The organism is Sphingobacterium sp. BIGb0116 (genome assembly GCF_024808035.1).
GTDB classification, from domain to species: domain Bacteria; phylum Bacteroidota; class Bacteroidia; order Sphingobacteriales; family Sphingobacteriaceae; genus Sphingobacterium; species Sphingobacterium paramultivorum.
On sequence record NZ_JANUDT010000010.1, the window covers coordinates 303,715 to 324,365 of the forward strand.

Here is a 20,651-nt window from a genome sequence, read left to right on the forward strand (position 1 = left end):
TAAGTTTACTGCCCGAGTACACCCATGAAAAATCAAAAATCATATCAATATCACGAACTTCTCCCTCTTATACGCCAAGGGGACCAACGAGCATTTGTTATATTATATGACCTTTTTACGCCCGATTTAATCGCTTTTATTGCAAAAAAAGTTGCTAGCAGTGAAGTCGCTGAAGATATACTGCACGATCTTTTTATGTCAGTATGGAAAAATCGGGAAATGATTGAACAAATAGAATCTCTCCCGGCCTATCTATTTAGCTCCTGTAGGTACCTCATCCTTGCTCATTATCGCAAGAATTTAAAATTAAAGGTATCATCTCTCGATTTTGAGGAGCTCGAACTGGAAGATGAAACCGTTGCAATAGAAGATAAACTCTATTATCGTTATATCATCGATATTGTCGCCAAAGAAGTCGAAAACCTTCCCGAAAAGTGCCGAGAAGTATTTAAATTGAGCCGTGACTTCTACATGAGCAACAAAGCTATTGCCCAGCAGCTTAATATCAGCGAGTCTACCGTCGAAAAACACATTAATAAAGCAATCAAACATCTTCGAGCAGCGACAAGCCATTTATTTCATTTTACACTGTTTTTCTAGTCAACACCCGTACCTTTTTAACAGGCATTTTCATAGATATTTTACCCATTTTTAAAAAAAACACTTTTTTTTCATTTTCGACTGGAGGTTCCACCTTATTTTACACACTTGTATAGTAACTGACCATTCCAATGGAACCTGTTATGAATCAAATGAACGAAATATACAAGCTGATTTCCGTCTTCTTGAACAGGAAGGATACTGTTCAAGATAGAAAAGAACTACTCGACTGGTTTGAAAAACAGTCCGAAAATGGCATTTCTGAGACCGAATTTGTGGATATTCAAAATAATGCAAAAAAGAGTCTTATCAAGGAAATACAAAATCCGGCAAGAAATATTACACAGTTTCGGACAGTCAGGTATATAGCAATCGCCGCCAGTATACTGCTGATAGGTTTTTCGATCTTACAATTCTGGCCAAAGCCCGAGATCTTAGCGACCACAGAGCAATTGGCATCAATCCCTCCCGGTAAAGAAAGAGCAATCATTATCTTGGGAAATGGTAAACGAATAGATCTCGAACATCTTTCGCTCAATCAAAGTATACAAACAGGCGATGTCATTATAAAAAAGGATGGTAAGGGACAAATCAGCTATCATGATGTTAAAACAGGACAAATAAGTATACAAAAAAATAGCATGTATACGCCAAAGGGTGCCACCTATGACCTAACCTTATCAGATGGCACATTAGTGACACTAAACGCTGATTCGAAAATCTCTTACCCAACCTCCTTTGATAATGGAAACAGAGAAGTTGAATTACAGGGTGAAGCCTACTTTCATGTACAGAAAACAACCAATAAAAGCAAATTTATCGTTAAAACACGTGGTCAGAAAATTGAAGTTCTTGGAACCCGCTTCAATGTCAACGCATACCCCGAGACAGATAGAACACAAACAACCCTAGAGGAAGGGTCTGTTGTAGTCTCAGCACAAGATGTACCTCAATCCAATCTTTACCTAAAACCAAATGAGCAGGCTACTCTGCAACATGGCACACTAAATTCCCGCCACATAGATCTTGAAGAAGTATTAAGTTGGAAAAAAGGTCAGTTTTATTTCAATGGTAATAACACGGAAGAGGTAATGCAACAAATTGCCCGCTGGTATAATATTGACATTACGTACAGACGAAGTAAAAGTAAAGAACAATACACGGGTACAATTCCCCGCAATCTAAGCTTAAACAAATTGATTGAGCTGCTCAATTTTGCAGATATCAATACAAAAGCTTTGGTGGGTGACAATAGCCGAATTAAATTAATCATTACATAACCAATTGCTAAAATTATGACAAGCACAAAACTGCCACCATAAATCCTTATTGATAATACCAATAAAAAACGGACCCTGTTGGCGCAGAATCCGTAGTAGTAATTGGTATTAAAGCATCGTATAACATCTCAATTATTAATACATTAAAACCAAACGAATTTAATGAAATTTTCAATAACTCCGTTCATGAAGAAGGAGAGGGATTTTCATGAAGGTTTGTTGGGCGTTCACATGACGCCTAATAAAAGCCTTAAACGTGAAAAACAAATACCTTTTTTTGCGCGACCATTACCTAGATCTCTTATGAGGGTCAACTTAATCACTTTATTGATCGGCATAGGACTATCCCAAGTGGATGCTCATACCTATGCACAGCAAATTACGCTTAAAAAGCATAATGCGAGTCTTCAAGTTATTTTAAAAGATCTTGAGAAACAAAGTGGATATACTTTCTTCTATAAAAAGAATGAAATATCTGCCAATAAAGACATCTCTATCGATGTAAAAAACCAGCCATTTTCACAGGTTTTAAACATTGTATTAGGAAATGCAGATTTTACTTACGATTTCTTTGACAAAACAATTGTCATTAAGAAAAAAAATGAACCGCTGAGAGAGGACCTTAACAAGATTATTAGCAGACCAATAATCAATAAGAGTTTAGACCTACAGCAAGAAACTCAAGTAACAGGCTCTGTCAGTGACACCTTAGGCAGAAAACTTACCGGTGTAAGTGTAAGTATCAAGGGGAAATCAGGCCTTGGTACAGCAACAGATATCAATGGAGCTTTTGTACTAAAAGTACCCGCTAATGCGACCCTGATTTTCACAATGGTTGGATATGACCCACAGGAAGTTGCTATTAACGGAAAATCAAAATTTGATATCATATTAAAAGAATCTGCATCAAGTTCCATTGACGAAGTCGTTGTTACAGCATTTGGTCAACGTTCCAAGAAGAGCGACCTTATTGGTTCCGTTTCATCACTTAGCCCCAAAGAATTACGTGCCCCAGTAAGCAATCTTACGGCAGCATTACAAGGCAAAGTTGCCGGTGTCGTTTCATTTCAACGTAGCGGAGAGCCGGGAGGCGATAATGCCGATTTCTTCATCAGAGGTGTAGGAACTTTTGGAACAAATAACAAGCCGTTAATCCTTGTTGACAATATGGAGGTCACAGCGGATGATTTGGCACGTATCCCAGTTGATGACATCGAAAACTTTTCAATCTTACGTGATGCCACCGCATCAGCCGTATATGGCTCTCGCGGAGCAAATGGTGTTGTCCTCGTGACAACAAAGGTAGGACGTGACGGACCTGCAACGATCAGCTTTAGAGCCGAACAACGAATATCAACACCTACCCAAACGTTGAAATTTGCTGATCCTGTCACTTGGATGAAAATGTACAACGAAGCTGTTACAACACGTGACCCCTTGGGGGTAGAACCTTATGGGCAATATAAAATTGAACGCACTGCTGCTGGAGATGATCCTATCACCTACCCAGCAGTAGATTGGCTCAATGCCCTCACTAAGAAGACCACAACAACCCAAAACTACAACTTAAGTGTATCTGGTGGTGGACAAATTGCAACTTATAACGTGAGTGGAAATTTTACCAATGACAATGGTCTACTTAAAATGGATGCTTTGAACAACTTTAACAATAACGTTAATTTCAAGGTTATGAACCTGCGGAGCAATATTGGTATCAACTTAACCAAATCAACATTCGCTATGGTTCGCACCGTGGCCAATCTGCAAAATTACAGTGGTCCACCGACAAATGGAGCAGAGGCCTACAATCTTGCACTTCGTGCAAATCCTGTTTTATTTCTCCCTGTATATCAAGCTGGTCCTAGTCAGTCCTATATTCAGCATCCACTCTTCGGAAATGCCGATAAGGGACAGTATGCCAACCCTTACGCACAGATTATGCGCGGATACTCGGAAAGAAAGCGAAGTGATATTCAGGTACAATTGGAATTAAAACAAGATTTTTCAACAATTCTTTTGGAAGGTCTAAATTATAGAGGACTCTTTAATCTAAGCAGAAATTCTTATTTTGCCCAATCACGCCAGTACAACCCGTTTTATTATGAGCCAATAGGAACCGATCCAAAAAACAACTCTTTGCTCTTTCGCGAGATCAATCCTGAAACAGGAACAGAATATCTCGACTTTGTTCCTGGAGAAAGAACCCAATCCGCTGTTTTCTATATGGAGAATCAGCTCTCCTATCAACGGACCTTTAATGAGAAGCATAATGTATTTGGAATGTTGATCAACACCATTCGGGATAATATCAAAACACCCGTCGACAATAACATTTCCCTAATCAATACGCTTCCCAACAGAAATGTGTCCTTATCAGGTAGTTTCACCTATGGTTATGATAATCGTTATCACGCTCAATTTGCTTTTGGGTACAATGGCTCGGAGAAGTTTTCGGACAAATTTCGTTGGGGATTTTTCCCTTCCTTCGGTTTAGCATGGAATGTCTCCAATGAGCAGTTTTTCGAACCAATTAAGGACGTCGTCAGTAATTTAAAATTCCGCTTCACTCGTGGTGTTCTCGGGAATGACCAGATACTTGATACTCGATTCTTCTATCTTTCAGATGTCAACCTTAATAGCACAGACTATGGTTATTCCTTTGGCTTACCTGCCGAGTCAGGGCGTAGAACCGTCAACGGTATTGTGGTCAATCGGTATGCCAACCCCGACATTAGATGGGAAATTTCCAAACAAACCAATTTAGGAATTGACTTAAGCTTATTTAAAGGCGCATTAACATTTACAGGTGATTTTTATCAGCAAGAACGCGACAATATCGTTCAAGCACGTTCATTATCCTCAATCAATGGTCTAACCGCCTCTGTTTTTGCCAATGTCGGAAAATATAAGAGTAAGGGATTTGACGGAGAATTGGTCTACAATAAGTCTGTTAACAGTGATTTATGGTTCCAAGGTAGAGGAACATTCACTTTTGCAACAGGGGAATATGCATTTTTCGAAGAGCCAGCCTATAAAAACGAGTACCGTCAACGCCAAGGAACTTCCGTAAGCAATCAGTTCGGCTATATAGCGGAGCGCTTGTTTATTGATGATAACGAAGTCTATAATAGTCCCGCCCAAGAATTCGGATCAACAGTCCGTGGCGGAGATATCAAATACTTGGACGTTAACCGAGACGGTTTAATCAATGACGACGACCGCATGCCAATTGGCTATCCTACGACTCCAGAAATCAATTATGGGTTTGGTTTAAGCACTGGCTATAAAGGTTTCGACTGCTCGTTCTTTTTTAGCGGAGTTGGAAGAACATCGTTATTTATTAATCCAACAACGAATAATACGAGCAGTCCATTGAGTCGAGGAATTGCTCCATTCGGTGTTGAAACATCACCCAACGCTGTCTTCCAAGAATGGGCAAATAATTATTGGTCCGAAGACAATAAAAATATCTATGCAGCATGGCCTCGTTTAAGCGTAATGCCAATGGCCAACAATACGGTTCAAAGTACTTTTTGGATGCGTAATGGCAGTCTGCTTCGGTTAAAACAAGTCGAACTAGGCTACACATTCAACAAAAAACTAACGCAACGATACAAATTCAAAAACCTACGTATTTATGCCAGTGCAACAAATCTATTGCGATTTAGCTCTTTCAAATTATGGGATCCTGAAATGGGTGGTAATGCGCTAAACTATCCGCTGCAAAGGGTATTTAACATTGGTATCAATGCTAATTTATAAGAAACTATGAAAATGAGATTTAAGAAAAGTATAATCGCGTTAGGGTTGTTCGTAGGTCTTTCGACCTCCTGTAATAAATTTCTGGATGTTGTTCCAGATAATGCACCTGTACTCGATCAAGCATTTGCAATGCGCACAATGGCCGAGCGTTATTTAGTGACTTGTTATAGTCAATTACCACAAAGCTTTTCGATGACCAATAACCCAGGTTGGCTCTCTGGAGATGAATTTTGGTTAAACTCCGAATCAACCTATTCGGGGTACTTCAATTGGAGAATCGCTTTGGGCAACCAAAATGGCGACAACCCCCTGTTAAATGCTTGGGATGGGAACAATGGAGCAACAAATCTTTGGGTGGGTATCACAAACTGCAATACATTTCTCGACAATATTATGTCGGTACCGGATATGACAGACGAAGAGAAACAGATGTGGATCTCAGAAGTCAAATTTCTGAAAGCCTACTATCACTTTCTCCTAATGAAACAGTACGGTCCAGTACCTATCAGAGACAAGAATATCCCTATCTATGATAGCCCGGGATCTTCTCAGTTGCCTCGAAATAGTATAGATGAATGCTTCAACTATGTTATCGGTATGATTGATGAATCCATCCCCAATTTAATGGATGACGTTACTGCAGTGAACAGTGAAACAGGACGCATCACAAAAATCGTCGCCAAAGCAATGAAGGCTGAGATATTGGTTTATGCCGCCAGCCCTCTTTTCAATGGAAATGTTGGTACGGAAGCTTCTATTAAAAACAGCGATGGGAAAGAGTTGTTCAACCATACCTATTCGGCTGAAAAATGGCAATTGGCAGCGAAAGCTTGTAAAGAAGCCATCGATTTTGCTACTGAACATGGAAAGAAACTGCATACCTGGACGCCCACTGGAGGATTCACCCCACAAGCGAGTACACAGTTTCAAATGAATATTCGGGAGGCCTATAACGAAAACACCGATAATCCAGAAGTATTGTGGTTAGATACGAAATCAACTGCCAATGGAACCATCCAAGGTTATTTTATGCTTCCTCGCTATACCGCCAATGCAACGTCGGGAACCCTGTTGGGCTTTATGTCTGCAACAATAAATATTGTTGAAAAATTTTATTCAAACAATGGCGTCCCTATTGAGGAGGATATTACTTATCCATATACATCGAGATTCGACTTGATTACAGTTCCCAACACAGATGCTTATAAATACGATTTGGTCGCTGGGAAACAAACAGCCCGAATGAATCTAAATCGGGAAAATAGATTTTATGGCACCTTAATGTTTGATGCCGGACGTGTATTTATGTTGCAAGCCGGTTCGGATGCAAATGCTTACAATATTGATCTCAGATATTCGGGATCTTCAGGAAAAGTGGACCCCACACGATTCAATTGGACAGGATATGCCTCAAAAAAACATTATAATTATCGAAGTACAGTTGGTGCAAGTAATGCATATACTGCGCGGTTGTTTGGCCATCCGATAATGCGTTTAGCCAATCTTTACCTTTACTATGCAGAAGCATTAAACGAAACAAATGGTCCCTCAGCAGAAGCTTATTCCTACATTGATGCTGTCCGAACGCGCAGTGGCCTTAAAGGTGTCGTTGAATCATGGCAAAATTACTCTTCTGCGCCAAATAAACCTGCAACTAAAGATGGACTGCGTGAAATTATCAAACGTGAACGTACAAATGAGTTTGCTTTGGAAGGTGTACGTTTTTGGGATCTTCGCCGTTGGAAAGATGCCGTCAAAGAACTAAACAATCCAATTTTAGGATGGGATATCAATCAATCATCCGAAGGCTCTTACTATCGGACAACACTATTATATACACGGTCATTTATGGATCGGGATTACTTTTGGCCATTGAGCTTAAATGAAAGAAGACGTAACCCAAATCTTGTCCAAAGTGCAGGATGGTAATTTAAATTACAAATATCGCATAATGAAAAATTTAATAAATAAAACCGCTCCAATCATGCTAGCAATCCTTTTGATGGCTCCATTACTATGGACAAGTTGCAAGGAAGACATAGGCATTACCGCAGCAAGACAAGGAGAAAAACCGAATACCTTAAAGAACCTTGCCTATGAAGAAGCTCCTGGCGGAGCAAAGATCAGCTACGATTTACCTACTTCAGCAGACTTACGCTATGTCAAGGCAACGTATACATTGGAAAATGGAAAAGAAATGGTCACCAAGGCCAGCATATACGATAACCAACTTGCTGTACAAGGATATGCTGCGATAGGTGAACATGAAGTTAAACTTGTTGCTGTCTCAGTTGGTGACGTGGAATCCGATCCTGTTACTATTAAAATCAAGACAGGAAAGCCCAATTATATCATCTTAGCCGAATCGTTTAAATCTAACGATTTTTTCTATAGTACATTTGGTGGTGTAAACCTCAAATTTGAAAATAAAGATGCCGCAAATATCATTTTAAGTGTATTCAAATATGGGGAAAATCCGACAACAAAAGAGATCGGCTGGAATGTCCTGAACGAGACCTATACAAAGTCCAAAGAAGGCGTTATTCGCGTTCGTGGAGAACAACCGATCGCAACAACCTACGGTATTGTAATACGCGATCAATGGGGTAACGTATCAGACACCATTCGTCGCAATTTAACACCACAAGAAGAATATGAAATCAACAATTTACTGATCTATAATGGTATCACGGCCTATAGCGATATGAATAGAAATGGTGATTACATCAGCAATTACAATGCACAAAGCGGAAGTGCCGAAATGCAGGTATCACTATTTGATGGGATTGAAGGATCACCATATTATATCACAAACAAGCAGTGGTGGGGTAAGGCTGCTCCGATCCCATTCCAATTCACGTTGGATGCGCGTAAAAAGGCACAGGTAAGTCGGGTCAAACTTTGGGGTCGAAACGACAATTATGGGCTATTGTTTCAAGCTACACACCCAAAAGAATTCGAACTTTATGGCAGTAATTCACCTGCACAAGATGGCTCCTGGGATTCTTGGACATTACTCGGAACATTTGAAGGCGTCCGTCCATCCGGCCTAGCTTTTGGCACTAACGCAAATAGTGAGGATCAAGATTATGCACGTAAGGGAGAAGATTTTGAAGTAAACTGGGACAACCCGAGCGGATTCAAATATTTCCGCATAAAAGTAAACTGTACATGGAACGGCGTTAGAGAACAACCTCTGGGTAATGCCCTCACAGTTGCGATATCGGAATTGAAATTATATGGAAAATACGTAGACTGATAAATTATGAAAAAGATATTGAATTATATGCTGATCGTATTGGGTACTGTCCTTTTAACCTACAGTTGCAAGCCATCAGACTATTATTATGGGGAATACCTAAAAAATGGGGAAATTTACTATCCGGGTCGCGTAGATTCGCTATCTATTATCCCCGGTAACCAAAGAGGGATACTACGTTTTAAGGTAACGACAGACCCCAAAGTGAATAGTGTTAGAGTCTATCTAAGGAGCAGTCTCTCGCCTACGGCAGAAGTAAAAAATTATCCGATAGAAGGTAGCGAACATGGTAAAATCAAACTCATCACCTTAGATGCACTTTCGGAAGCAACATACACGGCAAACGTTTATTCATTTACCAGTCAAGGCGATAGTTCTCGATCGGTAGCCTCGAGTCAGTTTATTTACGGTCAGAGTTATATACGTACCCTTGTAAATCGCTCATTTTCAAAATTCGACAAAGCAAACGCCAATGAGCATTTCCTGGTACTAGCCCGAGAGAACAATTTGCCCAGACAGGGCACATTTTATCCAATGCAATTTACAGAGGTCACCTATCGTAACAATTCCGGAGATTCCACAACTGTGCGTATTACACCCTATGAGGATTTTGCAAGTTTAAAAAATATTGTTAGTCCAAGCACGGTCAAGTATAGGACTGTTTACAAACCTGTACAAGCTTCTATCGACTATTTTTATACCGCTTTTACAGAACAGAAATATAGCAAATAACAAGAATACCAACAAAATTGTAACTATTGCGACGATACTTGGTAAGGTAAATAATTGGGATTTCCTTACATGCATTTTTTGATCCCGTAGATTACAACAGAAAAGGTTAGACGGAAACGCTTCTCAAGCAGTTCCCTGTCTAACCTTTTTTAACTATCTTTTTTTTAGATACATTTGTACCATAATTGGGGAACTAAAAGATGGATAGTACAATTGCACTTTGGCTGAAACAAATCGCAGAAGGCGACCGAACTGCATTCGATGCACTATACAATCATTTCTGGAAAACAATCTACCAATATGTTTACCCCAAAACTAAAAATACAGAAGCAACGGAAGACATTCTACATGATCTATTCCTGAGTATCTGGAAAAACCGGAGTAGATTGCAAGAAATCAATAACATCGAATCATACCTCAAAACTGGCGCACGCTACCTCACCTTCTCCTACTTCAATAAAAATAGCGAACAGCATAGGGTGGATATCGATAAAGTAGATATCATCGTTGATGATGCGCCAATCGAAGATCGCTTACATTACCGCTATCTATTGGACCTCATCCAAGAAGAAATACAAAATCTTCCTGAACGTTGCCGAATTATTTTCAATGAAAGCCGCATCAACCACAAATCCATCAACCAGATAGCCCTTGAATACGGACTATCAAAAAGTACCGTTGAGAATCAAATAAACAAAGCTCTCAAACGTTTACGCCTAGTTACCAAAGACTTCCATGCCTTTCTCTCATTTTTTTATTTTTTTTTCATTTTAGCGTAGGTGCTTTCAGTTTTTTCGATGACTATATCTATACAAGGCTAACCAAACGACCTGTGAAGTCATCATGATGTATTCAAGTGATACAGGATAATGCATATCACTGATAACTCAATCATAGCTGAAACAGTCGAAGGGAACATAAATCTCTTAAAGAGACTGCTTACAAATGAATAAATAGATTTAACTAGATGAAAGTACCTAATACGCTGCAAAAACTAATCAAAAACTATCTATTGGGCTTCGAAAATAAAGCCGAATACGATACCTTGAAAAAATGGTTTGAAGAGGCCGAGGCAAGCAACATGCCTACGGATAACGATATTCAAGCAAGTCAGCACCGTATACTACAACGTCTAAATCATAGTATGACATTCCCTGAACCTAAATCAATTGGCTATAGGTATTGGATTCGTATAGCAGCTTCGATTACGATTGCGCTCGGTTTTGCCATGGGCTACTTCTACTATCAGCATGCAGTGTTCGATAAAATAGCACCTGCGCAAGTAGCGATGATACACCCCGTTCAGGAAAATGTACAGCTTACTTTTGAAGATGGAGCAGTCGTCATACTCAATAATCAAGGTAAAGCTACCCAAGCTATTGAAGGCGTTCAGGAAATCAAAAACGGAGAACTTGTCTATAATGACAATGCAAATCACATCGTTCAAAATACGCTTTCAACACCTCGGGGGCAACTATTTAAAATTGTACTTCCCGATGGAACCAAAGTATGGATGAATGCGAACAGCTCTTTAAGCTACCCTTCGAAATTCATAGGCCCAGAGCGTTTAGTTGAATTACATGGTGAAGCCTATTTTGAAGTTAGCAAAAATCCGGAACAACCATTCATTGTAAAAACAACCGATCAACAAGTCAAAGTTTTGGGTACACATTTCAATATCAATGCCTATGATAATGATCTTACGACGCAAACAACACTTGTTGAAGGTAAAGTTGAAGTACAACATCAGCAGCAGAAAATACTCTTGACACCCAACCAACAAGCGAATTTTAAAGGTACAACGCTCAGTAAGAAAAATGTGGATGCCGCCGAGTATATAACCTGGCGTGAAGGTTATTTTACCTTCCATAATGCCACAGCAAATGAAATCATGCAACAGTTGGCAAGATGGTACGATCTCAACGTCCGTCTTGACGACTCCGAAATAAACGAACGATTCAGTGGAAAAATCAATAAGCAGATGAATTTGCAGGAAATCCTAACCGTCCTCCAAACTGCTGGGTTGAATTTCGATATCGTACAGAATAAAAATCAACAAAAAACAATCCTACTGAAAAACTAAATTATTAATACTGAACTTATAAAACATTAACCTAATGCAAAACAACAGGAAGGCCAAACCTTCGGTCCCATGGGATAACCATGTCCAAATTTCAGCAAACTCAGACGCCATCACCTGGCCTCAGGCTATTGTGGAGAGCAGTAATGACAACAAATTACCCACCGTATTTAACCGAAAAAACAAACTGCGTTTTCACCTTGTTTCGGCGCTTTTGACGATCAGTCTGATGCAGCTCCATGGCACAACAAATGCGCAGCGCATCTCTATCAATTCAAATCAGTTGTCCATCAAGCAAGTTTTCCAGCAACTTGAAAAACAGTCTGGCTATAGTTTTTTCTATAAAGACGTCATTCTCGAAAAAATTAAGGATACGGGTGTTAGACTCGAAAATAGCTCCCTTCAACAAGCTTTAGATGCCATTCTTAAACCAAATGGTTTGGATTATGAGGTTGTTAATATGACTGTAATTATTAAACCTATCTCAAAACCAATCCAGACCAACAAACTACTAAGTAAAAGCTTACAAAGCTATGTCACCGGAAGGATCCTAGATGAAAACGGCAAACCTATTCAGGGCGCATCTATTCGACTAAGAAACGATGAAAAGAAAGGTGTTAAAAGTCTAGTTGATGGAAGCTTTAACCTTCCCATAACCTCACTAAATGAAATTCTTATTATCTCTTCCGTAGGTTATGAAAAGAAAGAAGTTAAAGCTAGTTTGAATAAGGATGAAATGACCATTCAGTTAAAGCCACAAAATACCGCTCTGGATGAAGTTTCTATAGTTTCGACTGGTATCTTTAAAAAAGAAGACAAAAGTTTCACCGGAGCGTCTCGAACTATTTCTGCTAAGGAATTAAAACAATACGGTTCCCGCAACTTAGTAACATCACTTCGAAATATAGACCCATCGTTTAATATCATTGAAAGCAATTTATTTGGTTCCGATCCGAATAGGCTTCCAGAGATCCAAATGCGAGGGAATGCAAGTATCCCAAATGTTAATCAGATTCAAAGTGAAACGAAGACGCAATTAAATACCCCTTTAATAGTAATAGATGGATTTCAAACGACATTGCAAGCGTTGATTGATATCAATGAAAACGATGTTGAGGCTATTACGCTATTAAAAGATGCCGCAGCGACAGCTTTATACGGTTCCAGAGGTGCCAATGGAGTTATAGTTGTAACAACTAGAATGCCTCGTCCAGGAAAGCTGAGATTAACTTTTGGATCAGAATTAAAAATTGAGATGGCAGATTTAAGCGGCTACCATCTCCTCAATGCAAGGGATAAACTGGAACTGGAGCGGCAAGCTGGTTATTATGACAAAGCAAATGCTTATCAAGATATACCTTCAAAGAGATATTACAATTTTCTTCTCAACGAAATCAATAGTGGCGTAGAAACGGATTGGATGGCAATTCCCTTAAGAACCTCACATGCATTGAGAAATAACCTACGTCTTGAAGGAGGTGACCAGCAATTTCGGTATTCCGCAACCTTACAGAACAATAATACTGCGGGTGTGATGAAAGGTTCTTCACGAAATACAATAAATGGATCGATCACCTTATCATACACCTACAACAACCTATTATTTCGAAATTATCTGAATGTTAATAATGTCAAGAGTCAGGAATCTCCATACGGTACTTTTTCAGACTATGTTAAACTCAATCCATACTGGCGTCCTTACGATGTTAGTGGGAATGTCAATAAAGTATTGGGCGATCCGGGAAATGATGACAACATATACGTAAGGGGTACCTTACCAACTAATCCCCTTTATGATGCGACATTAAAAACATTTGAAAAAGGTGAACAAACGCTAATCACAAACCAGACGGCTGTTGAGTGGAAAATCATAAAGGATCTCCTACTTACAGGTAAATTTAGTTTTACGAAAACAAATAGCCAAAATGATGCATTTAGACCCGCAGAACATACAAACTTTGCAAATTATACCGGTGATGATGTCTTTAGAAAAGGGGATTATGCTCTTGGAATTTCAAATGGAATGAGATATGAGGGTGGATTGAACCTATCTTACAGGACCAAAATCAAAGATAAACATCAGATCTTCGCAGGGGCTGAGGCAAATATTTTACAAAGTAAATCTTCCGACTATTCATTTTTAGCAGAGGGGTTTCCAAATTCTAATCTGGATTTCCCATCAATGGCTTTACAATATCAAAAGGGAGGAAAACCAAGTGGTAGAGAATACTTCTATCGAACGTTGGGATTTGTTGGAAATGCAAATTACAATTATGCCAATCGCTATTTTATTGATGGTACATTTCGCTATGACGGATCATCCCAATTTGGATCAAACAAGAAATTCGCACCTTTTTGGTCTGCAGGTTTAGGCTGGAATATAGATGAAGAAAAATTTTTCAATAAAGAAGGAAAAATCAACAGACTGAAGCTGAGAGGGTCTGTAGGAACCTCAGGTTCTACAAACTTCGACACCTATCAGGCGCTCACGACTTACGCTTACTACACCGGTGATCGCTATTATAACTGGATAGGGTCCTATTTATTGGGAATGGGTAATCCCGACCTCAAATGGCAACAAGTCATGAAATATAATATTGGAACAGATATCGATCTATTCGATCGCTACCTTCTTCTACAAGCAAATTATTATATCGAAAACACCAATGATTTAGTCTCGGCTATTAATACCCCGGCATCCAATGGTTTTGAATCTTACACATCAAACGTTGGGAAACTTCGCAATAAAGGATTCGAATTCTACGCAACAGTTTTTCTTATGAAAAAGCCAGAAGGAGTTACCTGGTCTGTTTCAGGAACGGTTTTACATAATAAAAATAAAATCATTAAAACCTCCGAAGCCTTGAAAGATGCGCAGAAAACTTTACAGGGAAACCAGTACGATGCTGCACAGATGTATATAGAAGGATATTCTAGCAACGCGATTTGGGTTGTAAAATCTCTTGGGATAGATCCAAGCACAGGTAAGGAGCTATATTTATCATCGGATGGTACACCAACCTACACATGGAATGCAAATGATGTGACAGCTGTCGGAAATACAGATCCTAAAATATGGGGTAGCTTAAATACCATGGTACGCTATAAAGGATTGACATTCACTGCAGCCTTGAGTTATAAGTTCGGCGGACAAACGTATAATAAAACACTGGCCGACCGAGTAGAAACAGGAAATTATTCCAATAATGTTGATCAACGCGTATATACTGGCCGCTGGCAACAGCCCGGAGATATTGTTCCATTTAAAGGACTATTAAATACTACGCCGACTTATAAAACATCCCGATTTGTACAAGACGAGAATACCTTTTATGCCCGGAATTTCAATGTTCAATATGATTTCCGTTATGCAAAATGGGTTAAAAAAATCGGTTTCGAAAATGTTAACGTAGGACTAAATATATCAGACCCATTTATCATATCAACTATTCGTCAAGAACGAGGAACCAGTTATCCATTTTCTCGTCAATTTACATTGAGTTTAAATGCAACTTTTTAAACATGAAAAAATCTATCTATATAATCTTGCTTGCTACTGCGTTTTATACAGTTTCATGCAACAAATTCTTGGATATCGTACCAAAAACCCAAGTTCCGCAGGATCAACAATTTGATACTGAACAAGGATTTAAAGATGCTTTGACTGGCGTCTATATTAATCTAAAAAATGAAAGTACATATGGCAAAGAATTAAGTTTTGCTACCATTGAAAATTTAGTATCAAGTTGGGATGTCACAAACAACACCGTCGAACAACAATTGGGCCTTTACAATTTCTCGGATAGCAAAGTAATCGACAAATTTAACCTAATCTTTAGCCAACAATATAAAACAATAGCTCATATCAATGCTATACTGCAACAAATCGATTTAAAAAAATCGGTCTTAAAAACAGCAGGTATATACGAAATCATAAAAGGGGAATGCCTCGGTTTAAGAGCCTTTATCCATTTAGATTTAATGCGCTTGTATGGTCCTATGCCTCAAAACCATGCGATTGGCAACGAATTAGCCTATGTGACAGAATTTGGAAGAAATATCAATGCACATATTTCCTATGAATCCTACAAAGCACAACTATTGAACGACATCAAACAAGCAGAAGAACTTATTAAATCAGTAGATCCCATGCTTAACTATTCAATGGCAGATATACGCAACCCCAATGGGTATGGTAGTGCTTTTAAACCAGATGATGACTTTATCGCCTACAGGAATATGCGCATGAACTACTATGCAATAAAGGCATTGGAAGCTAGGGCGAACTTATGGTATGGAGATAACGACAAAGCATATTTGGCTGCAAAAGAGATCATCGAAGCACGTAACGAAAAAAATGCCCCTAAATTTCAATTAGCTGGTGGCGTTGAATATACAGCATCAAATTTTATGCTGACAACCGAACAAATTTTTGGCCTTTATGCTTATGATATGGCCAAAACTTATACAAATTATTTCGGAAACGGCCTCTACCGCAAAGGGACATCGGCCACAACAATTACAAATCAATTATACGGTAATACCGGCACCGATTTCAGGGAAGCTACCTTATGGAATTTAATTACCATGACTAACGGCTCAAAATATAACGTCATCAAAAAGTATCTCACAAATGAAAATAACGTTACTGTAAGCACGGATTATAAACAAATTCCACTACTTAGGACAAGTGAAATGTATCTAATTTTAGCTGAAACAGCACCATTTAATGAAGGTTTAGATTATTTTAAACAATTCAGACTCTCTCGGAATATTGGATCCACTGCTATACCACAAGACAAATCAGGCCTGCTATCAGAAATAATTAAAGAATATCGGAAAGAATTTTATGCTGAAGGTCAGGCATTTTACACTTACAAAAGGTTAAACGTTCCCAAAATCCAAGTGCTATTCGCTCCATCAGCAGCTTTAATTAATTACTTATTACCTATGCCAACGGTTGAATCATCTAATTAAGGAATACAATGAACAACTATAAATCTATACTATTTATGCTCTCAGTATGCACCATAATATTTATCTCCTGTGCAAAAGATGAGTACTATATTTTTAACGATGAAGCTCGTATTCAGTTTGGGCCTCCTATCGTACCGCGAGGAACGACTGTTTCGGAATATCAGGATACATTAAAAGGTGCGACTTTCTATTACGATGCTGAAAAAATCACTAGGGATACCATATACTTCGACATTTATACAATTGGTAAATTGTCCAAAACAGACCGCAGCTATAAAATTGAGCAAATAAATCTACCAAATGTCGATAATGCTATCCCCGGAAAACATTATGTAGCATTTGACGACCCGAGTCTCACAAATGCATATAGCATCAATGCCGATTCAGTACATGCAAAGGTTCCAATTGTTATCTTACGCGATCCAGAATTAAAAGCCAAAACGATAAATCTCGGATTTCAATTAGTAGAAAACAACAATTTCAAGCTCGGAGAAAACAGCAAACTCTGGCGTAAGCTCCAAATAACAGATCGTCTAAATAAACCCAATAATTGGACAACTACGATCTCTCAATACTATTTTGGAGCATATAGTGTCCGAAAACATCAATTTATGATTGAGACTACACAAGAAAGATGGGACGATAATTTTTTTTCAGAAGTATATAGCGCTATAGATCTAATCAACTATTATAAATCTTTCCTTGGCACTGCATTGATCGATTACAATAATGCACACCCGGGCAATCCATTAAAAGATGAAAATGGAGAATTAATCACCTTTCCAAACTAAAACGAATATGAAAAAGTTTCTCTATTATTTACTAATTGGACTTACACTAATTGTCTCCTCTTGTGCTAAAGATAAAAGCAACTACACATACAATACAGAAGAGTACATTGAAATTGAAGGTATCGAAGACAAGTATACAGCAGTTGCATTTCAAGATACCATCAAGATTGAACCACAGATCAGCTCAAACAAAGATGGTGATTTAGAATATAGCTGGGGCATATATGAAACAAATGTGCAAGGTCGATCGGCTCCAGTAGACACAATTAGTCATACGAAAAATCTAAAATATGCAGTCCATGAAGACGCAAAAGACTGGGTGCTGGTGTTCCTTGCAAAGAATAAAAGAACAGGATACACCCAATATAAAACTACAACACTAACGGTCGCTACTGCTTTTACTAGAGGTTGGTACATACTGAAAGATGACGGTGCAAATTCAGATCTAGATCTTTTTTTAACCCCCCAAAGTATCATGGTCAATGGAAAAATCGAAAACGCGCTTAGCACAGCGAATGGTTCTAAACTTCAGGGCAAAGCAAGTAATTTCAGTTTTACATCTGCATACAAAAGTAATATCTTGAACCCTACAACATATGCAAATACGAGAACCTTATTTATCACCACAGAAAAAGATGTACAAGCTGTAGGCATTAATAATTTAAAAACAATCAGAGACAAATCAACACTATTTATAGGTGGAGACCAAAACATCGCTCCCCCAGTGAGTGCATTTGTTGGAAATTCTGCCATATATCTTATTAATAGAGGTGAATTATACAATATCTACTCCAATAGCGTAAATAAAGGGCAATTTGGGAGCAAAGTAAGATATGACGACAATAATAGCCCATATAGCCTATCCCCTTATTTTGCAAGCCAATATAGTGTAGATCCTATTTTATTTGATAACAACAGTAGTTCATTTGTTACGCTTGTAAATGGATCGGGATCTACATTGACGACTTTCTCAAGTGTTGATGGAAATACATTACCTACGGTCAAAAACAATAAAACAGCTTTATATTTAGGATTCAAATCCACCACATACCTACCAGCACCGGATTACTATTCTAAAAGACAGGGATACGCTATTTTGAAAGATAAAACGGATCCTTCCTTAAAATCCTTGTGTTTTCTAGAAGGCGACAGAACAAAATTGACTATTAAAAGTGAAACTTTAAGCTCGAGCTCTCTATTACAGAATGCCTCACTATATACCTTGTTGACTGAAGATGAAAATCTATTATATTTTGTCACCAATAACAATGTTTACAGCAGAAATCTTAGCAATGGTTTTGAACAATTACAATATGCCGTACCAAGTGGAGAACAAGTCACTTTTATCAAACATCTAAAATATGCCGTCACAACCGAGCCGGAATACAATTTCAATTTCTTTATCATAGGAAGTAAATCTGGATCAAACTATAAAATAAGAATGTTTAAGAAAAACTCTGGAAATTTAGAATCTGTTCCCACTCAAGTTTTAGAAGGAACTGGTTCCGCCAGATCAATTTTATATATCTCGCCAAGGGTATCTGAAAGTAGTTATCCGAGTACCTATTAATTCATTATGGAAATCTAAAGCCATCTCTAAGGTTCTAAGAAACACCGATGGTTAAAAGTATTTAAAACCAATTTTATGTGGTATATACAAACAAAAAAATCAATTTTATCTGGGTTATGTGCCTTAGCTTGGTTCAGTAGCTATGCACAATCTACAGAAATATTTACCCAAAAACTGCTTCAAACGTTCCAGCAGAAAGACACCGCTTTCATAGCTGGAGAATTGGCACCCAACTTCTCCATCGCTGGACATACTGATGCTGGAGCCCAGTTTCGCTTAAACCAGATTGTCAAAAATTACCCGGTTTCAAAAATTGAGGTTACATCAGAAAAAAAAACAGCAAAGGGAACTACCTTGCAATTGAACATCACATCTGGGGCCGATAAACAGCGTAATACAGAAGCGTTTCTCGATAAATCGGGCAAGTTAGTGCGCCATTCCCTATTTGACCAACTCTACGGTATGCAACGTAAGGAAAAAGCACAATTACGTGCTATTATCCCCTTCGAAAACAAGAACGGCTCCATTTATCTCCAGGTCAAAATCAACGGATACGAAAAACCATTACGACTATTGTTTGATACTGGAGCGGACGGCATGGCTGTAAATCAACAATTAGCCGATGCTATTGGCCTAAAGGTCACAAGAGAGAATAATGCTTCTGTGGTTGGTGGCAATACCAAAATTCAAGTGTCGGACAATAACAGCATTCTATTAGACACCTTAAAATTAAACGGACAGGGTATTGCGATATTCCCAGAAATAGGTAAAGAAGGTGATGGTATCATTGGTAATACATTAATTCGTCAATTTATTACCCACATCGATTACGACAAAAACTTAATTTCGCTGTATGATTTTGGAGATTTTCAATATAAAGACAAAGGAACTACCGTTCCGATTACAATGCCCGCGGGAGTAATGATTCTTCCCGGTCAACTTGAAATCATACAAGGTAAAACGTATACAGGACATTTTGTATTCGATACCGGAGCATCCTATGACCTCATCTGTTTCCGCCCTTTTGTACGCCAAAATAAGTTACTTGTCAGTGGATTTAAGCCCGAAGCTCAGGCAGCAACCGTAAGCATGGGCGTCTCTTCGCCGACCTTCTCCGGTAACAGTTATCAATTTGCTATTTCACCACTACCCGCCGTAAAAGGTTTACCCATTACATTAATGGGAGGTAGTTCTGCAAACGAGCAATGGAAGCCAGGATTTGATGGATCCATAGGCGTCCGCCTCCTCAGCAGATACAATATCACAATCAATCTAGCAGATAATGAGGTCCATTTTTCACCGAATAAGCTACATACCGCCCCACAAGACTTTCTGGTAAAAAACTATCAATTTGGATGGGACAATGTTGGTCGACTGAAAGCTTTAGGAATAATAGGTGCCCTTGAAAACCCCGATGGCTTAAAAGCAGGGACCATAATTCAAAGGATCGACAATTACACCGAAGATCAACTTAAGAAAAAACCGATGCTGATTGAAGAAATAAGACTAAAAGCAAAGGAACAGCCCATTGTAATTACAGTTGCGGACAATAAAACAATTACAATTTAACAACTGAGAGGTCCTAAATATACAATCGCAC

At 38.6% G+C, this 20,651-nt stretch carries 13 protein-coding genes; all 13 read left to right on the forward strand.

Annotation, left to right across the window (positions count from 1 at the left end):
- Positions 1–24 precede the first annotated feature (24 nt).
- The 13 genes from M2419_RS22780 (at position 25) to M2419_RS22840 (ending at position 20,620) form a co-directional block, all read left to right on the forward strand.
- Positions 25–600, forward strand: a complete 576-nt coding sequence (locus M2419_RS22780) for an RNA polymerase sigma factor (protein WP_120333010.1) — start codon at positions 25–27, stop codon at positions 598–600.
- 152 nt (positions 601–752) lie between these two features.
- Positions 753–1,880, forward strand: coding sequence for a FecR family protein (locus M2419_RS22785; RefSeq protein WP_259255659.1), 1,128 nt, complete (start codon positions 753–755; stop codon positions 1,878–1,880).
- Between the two features lie 303 nt (positions 1,881–2,183).
- A complete protein-coding gene (locus M2419_RS22790) occupies positions 2,184–5,642 on the forward strand; it encodes a TonB-dependent receptor (RefSeq protein ID WP_259255660.1) in 3,459 nt (1,152 codons plus the stop codon).
- 12 nt (positions 5,643–5,654) lie between these two features.
- Positions 5,655–7,571, forward strand: a complete 1,917-nt coding sequence (locus M2419_RS22795; protein WP_259255661.1) for a RagB/SusD family nutrient uptake outer membrane protein — start codon at positions 5,655–5,657, stop codon at positions 7,569–7,571.
- A 55-nt stretch (positions 7,572–7,626) separates the two neighbouring features.
- The gene (locus tag M2419_RS22800) at positions 7,627–8,901 is read left to right on the forward strand and encodes a DUF5000 domain-containing lipoprotein (protein WP_200845686.1); all 1,275 of its coding nucleotides are present in this window, start codon (positions 7,627–7,629) and stop codon (positions 8,899–8,901) included.
- A 6-nt stretch (positions 8,902–8,907) separates the two neighbouring features.
- Positions 8,908–9,633: a DUF4998 domain-containing protein gene (locus M2419_RS22805; protein ID WP_259255662.1), complete on the forward strand. Its 726-nt coding sequence runs from the start codon at positions 8,908–8,910 to the stop codon at positions 9,631–9,633.
- Between the two features lie 200 nt (positions 9,634–9,833).
- A complete protein-coding gene (locus M2419_RS22810) occupies positions 9,834–10,412 on the forward strand; it encodes an RNA polymerase sigma factor (RefSeq protein ID WP_259255663.1) in 579 nt (192 codons plus the stop codon).
- 188 nt (positions 10,413–10,600) lie between these two features.
- Positions 10,601–11,716 (forward strand): FecR family protein, encoded by a 1,116-nt coding sequence (locus M2419_RS22815; protein WP_259255664.1) that lies wholly within the window; start codon positions 10,601–10,603, stop codon positions 11,714–11,716.
- Positions 11,717–11,750: 34 nt separating this feature from the next.
- Entirely contained in the window at positions 11,751–15,233 is a 3,483-nt protein-coding gene (locus M2419_RS22820; RefSeq protein ID WP_259255665.1) for a SusC/RagA family TonB-linked outer membrane protein, read from the forward strand.
- 2 nt (positions 15,234–15,235) lie between these two features.
- Positions 15,236–16,690 carry a RagB/SusD family nutrient uptake outer membrane protein gene (locus M2419_RS22825; RefSeq protein ID WP_153844811.1) on the forward strand — a complete coding sequence of 485 codons (1,455 nt, stop codon included), beginning with the start codon at positions 15,236–15,238 and terminating at the stop codon, positions 16,688–16,690.
- A gap of 8 nt (positions 16,691–16,698) precedes the next feature.
- Positions 16,699–17,481 carry a DUF4843 domain-containing protein gene (locus tag M2419_RS22830; protein ID WP_153844810.1) on the forward strand — a complete coding sequence of 261 codons (783 nt, stop codon included), beginning with the start codon at positions 16,699–16,701 and terminating at the stop codon, positions 17,479–17,481.
- Positions 17,482–17,488: 7 nt separating this feature from the next.
- Complete coding sequence (locus tag M2419_RS22835; protein WP_153844809.1) at positions 17,489–19,051, forward strand: PKD-like family lipoprotein; 1,563 nt, start codon at positions 17,489–17,491, stop codon at positions 19,049–19,051.
- A 75-nt stretch (positions 19,052–19,126) separates the two neighbouring features.
- Positions 19,127–20,620: a retropepsin-like aspartic protease gene (locus M2419_RS22840; protein WP_259255666.1), complete on the forward strand. Its 1,494-nt coding sequence runs from the start codon at positions 19,127–19,129 to the stop codon at positions 20,618–20,620.
- The last annotated feature ends 31 nt before the right edge of the window (positions 20,621–20,651 follow it).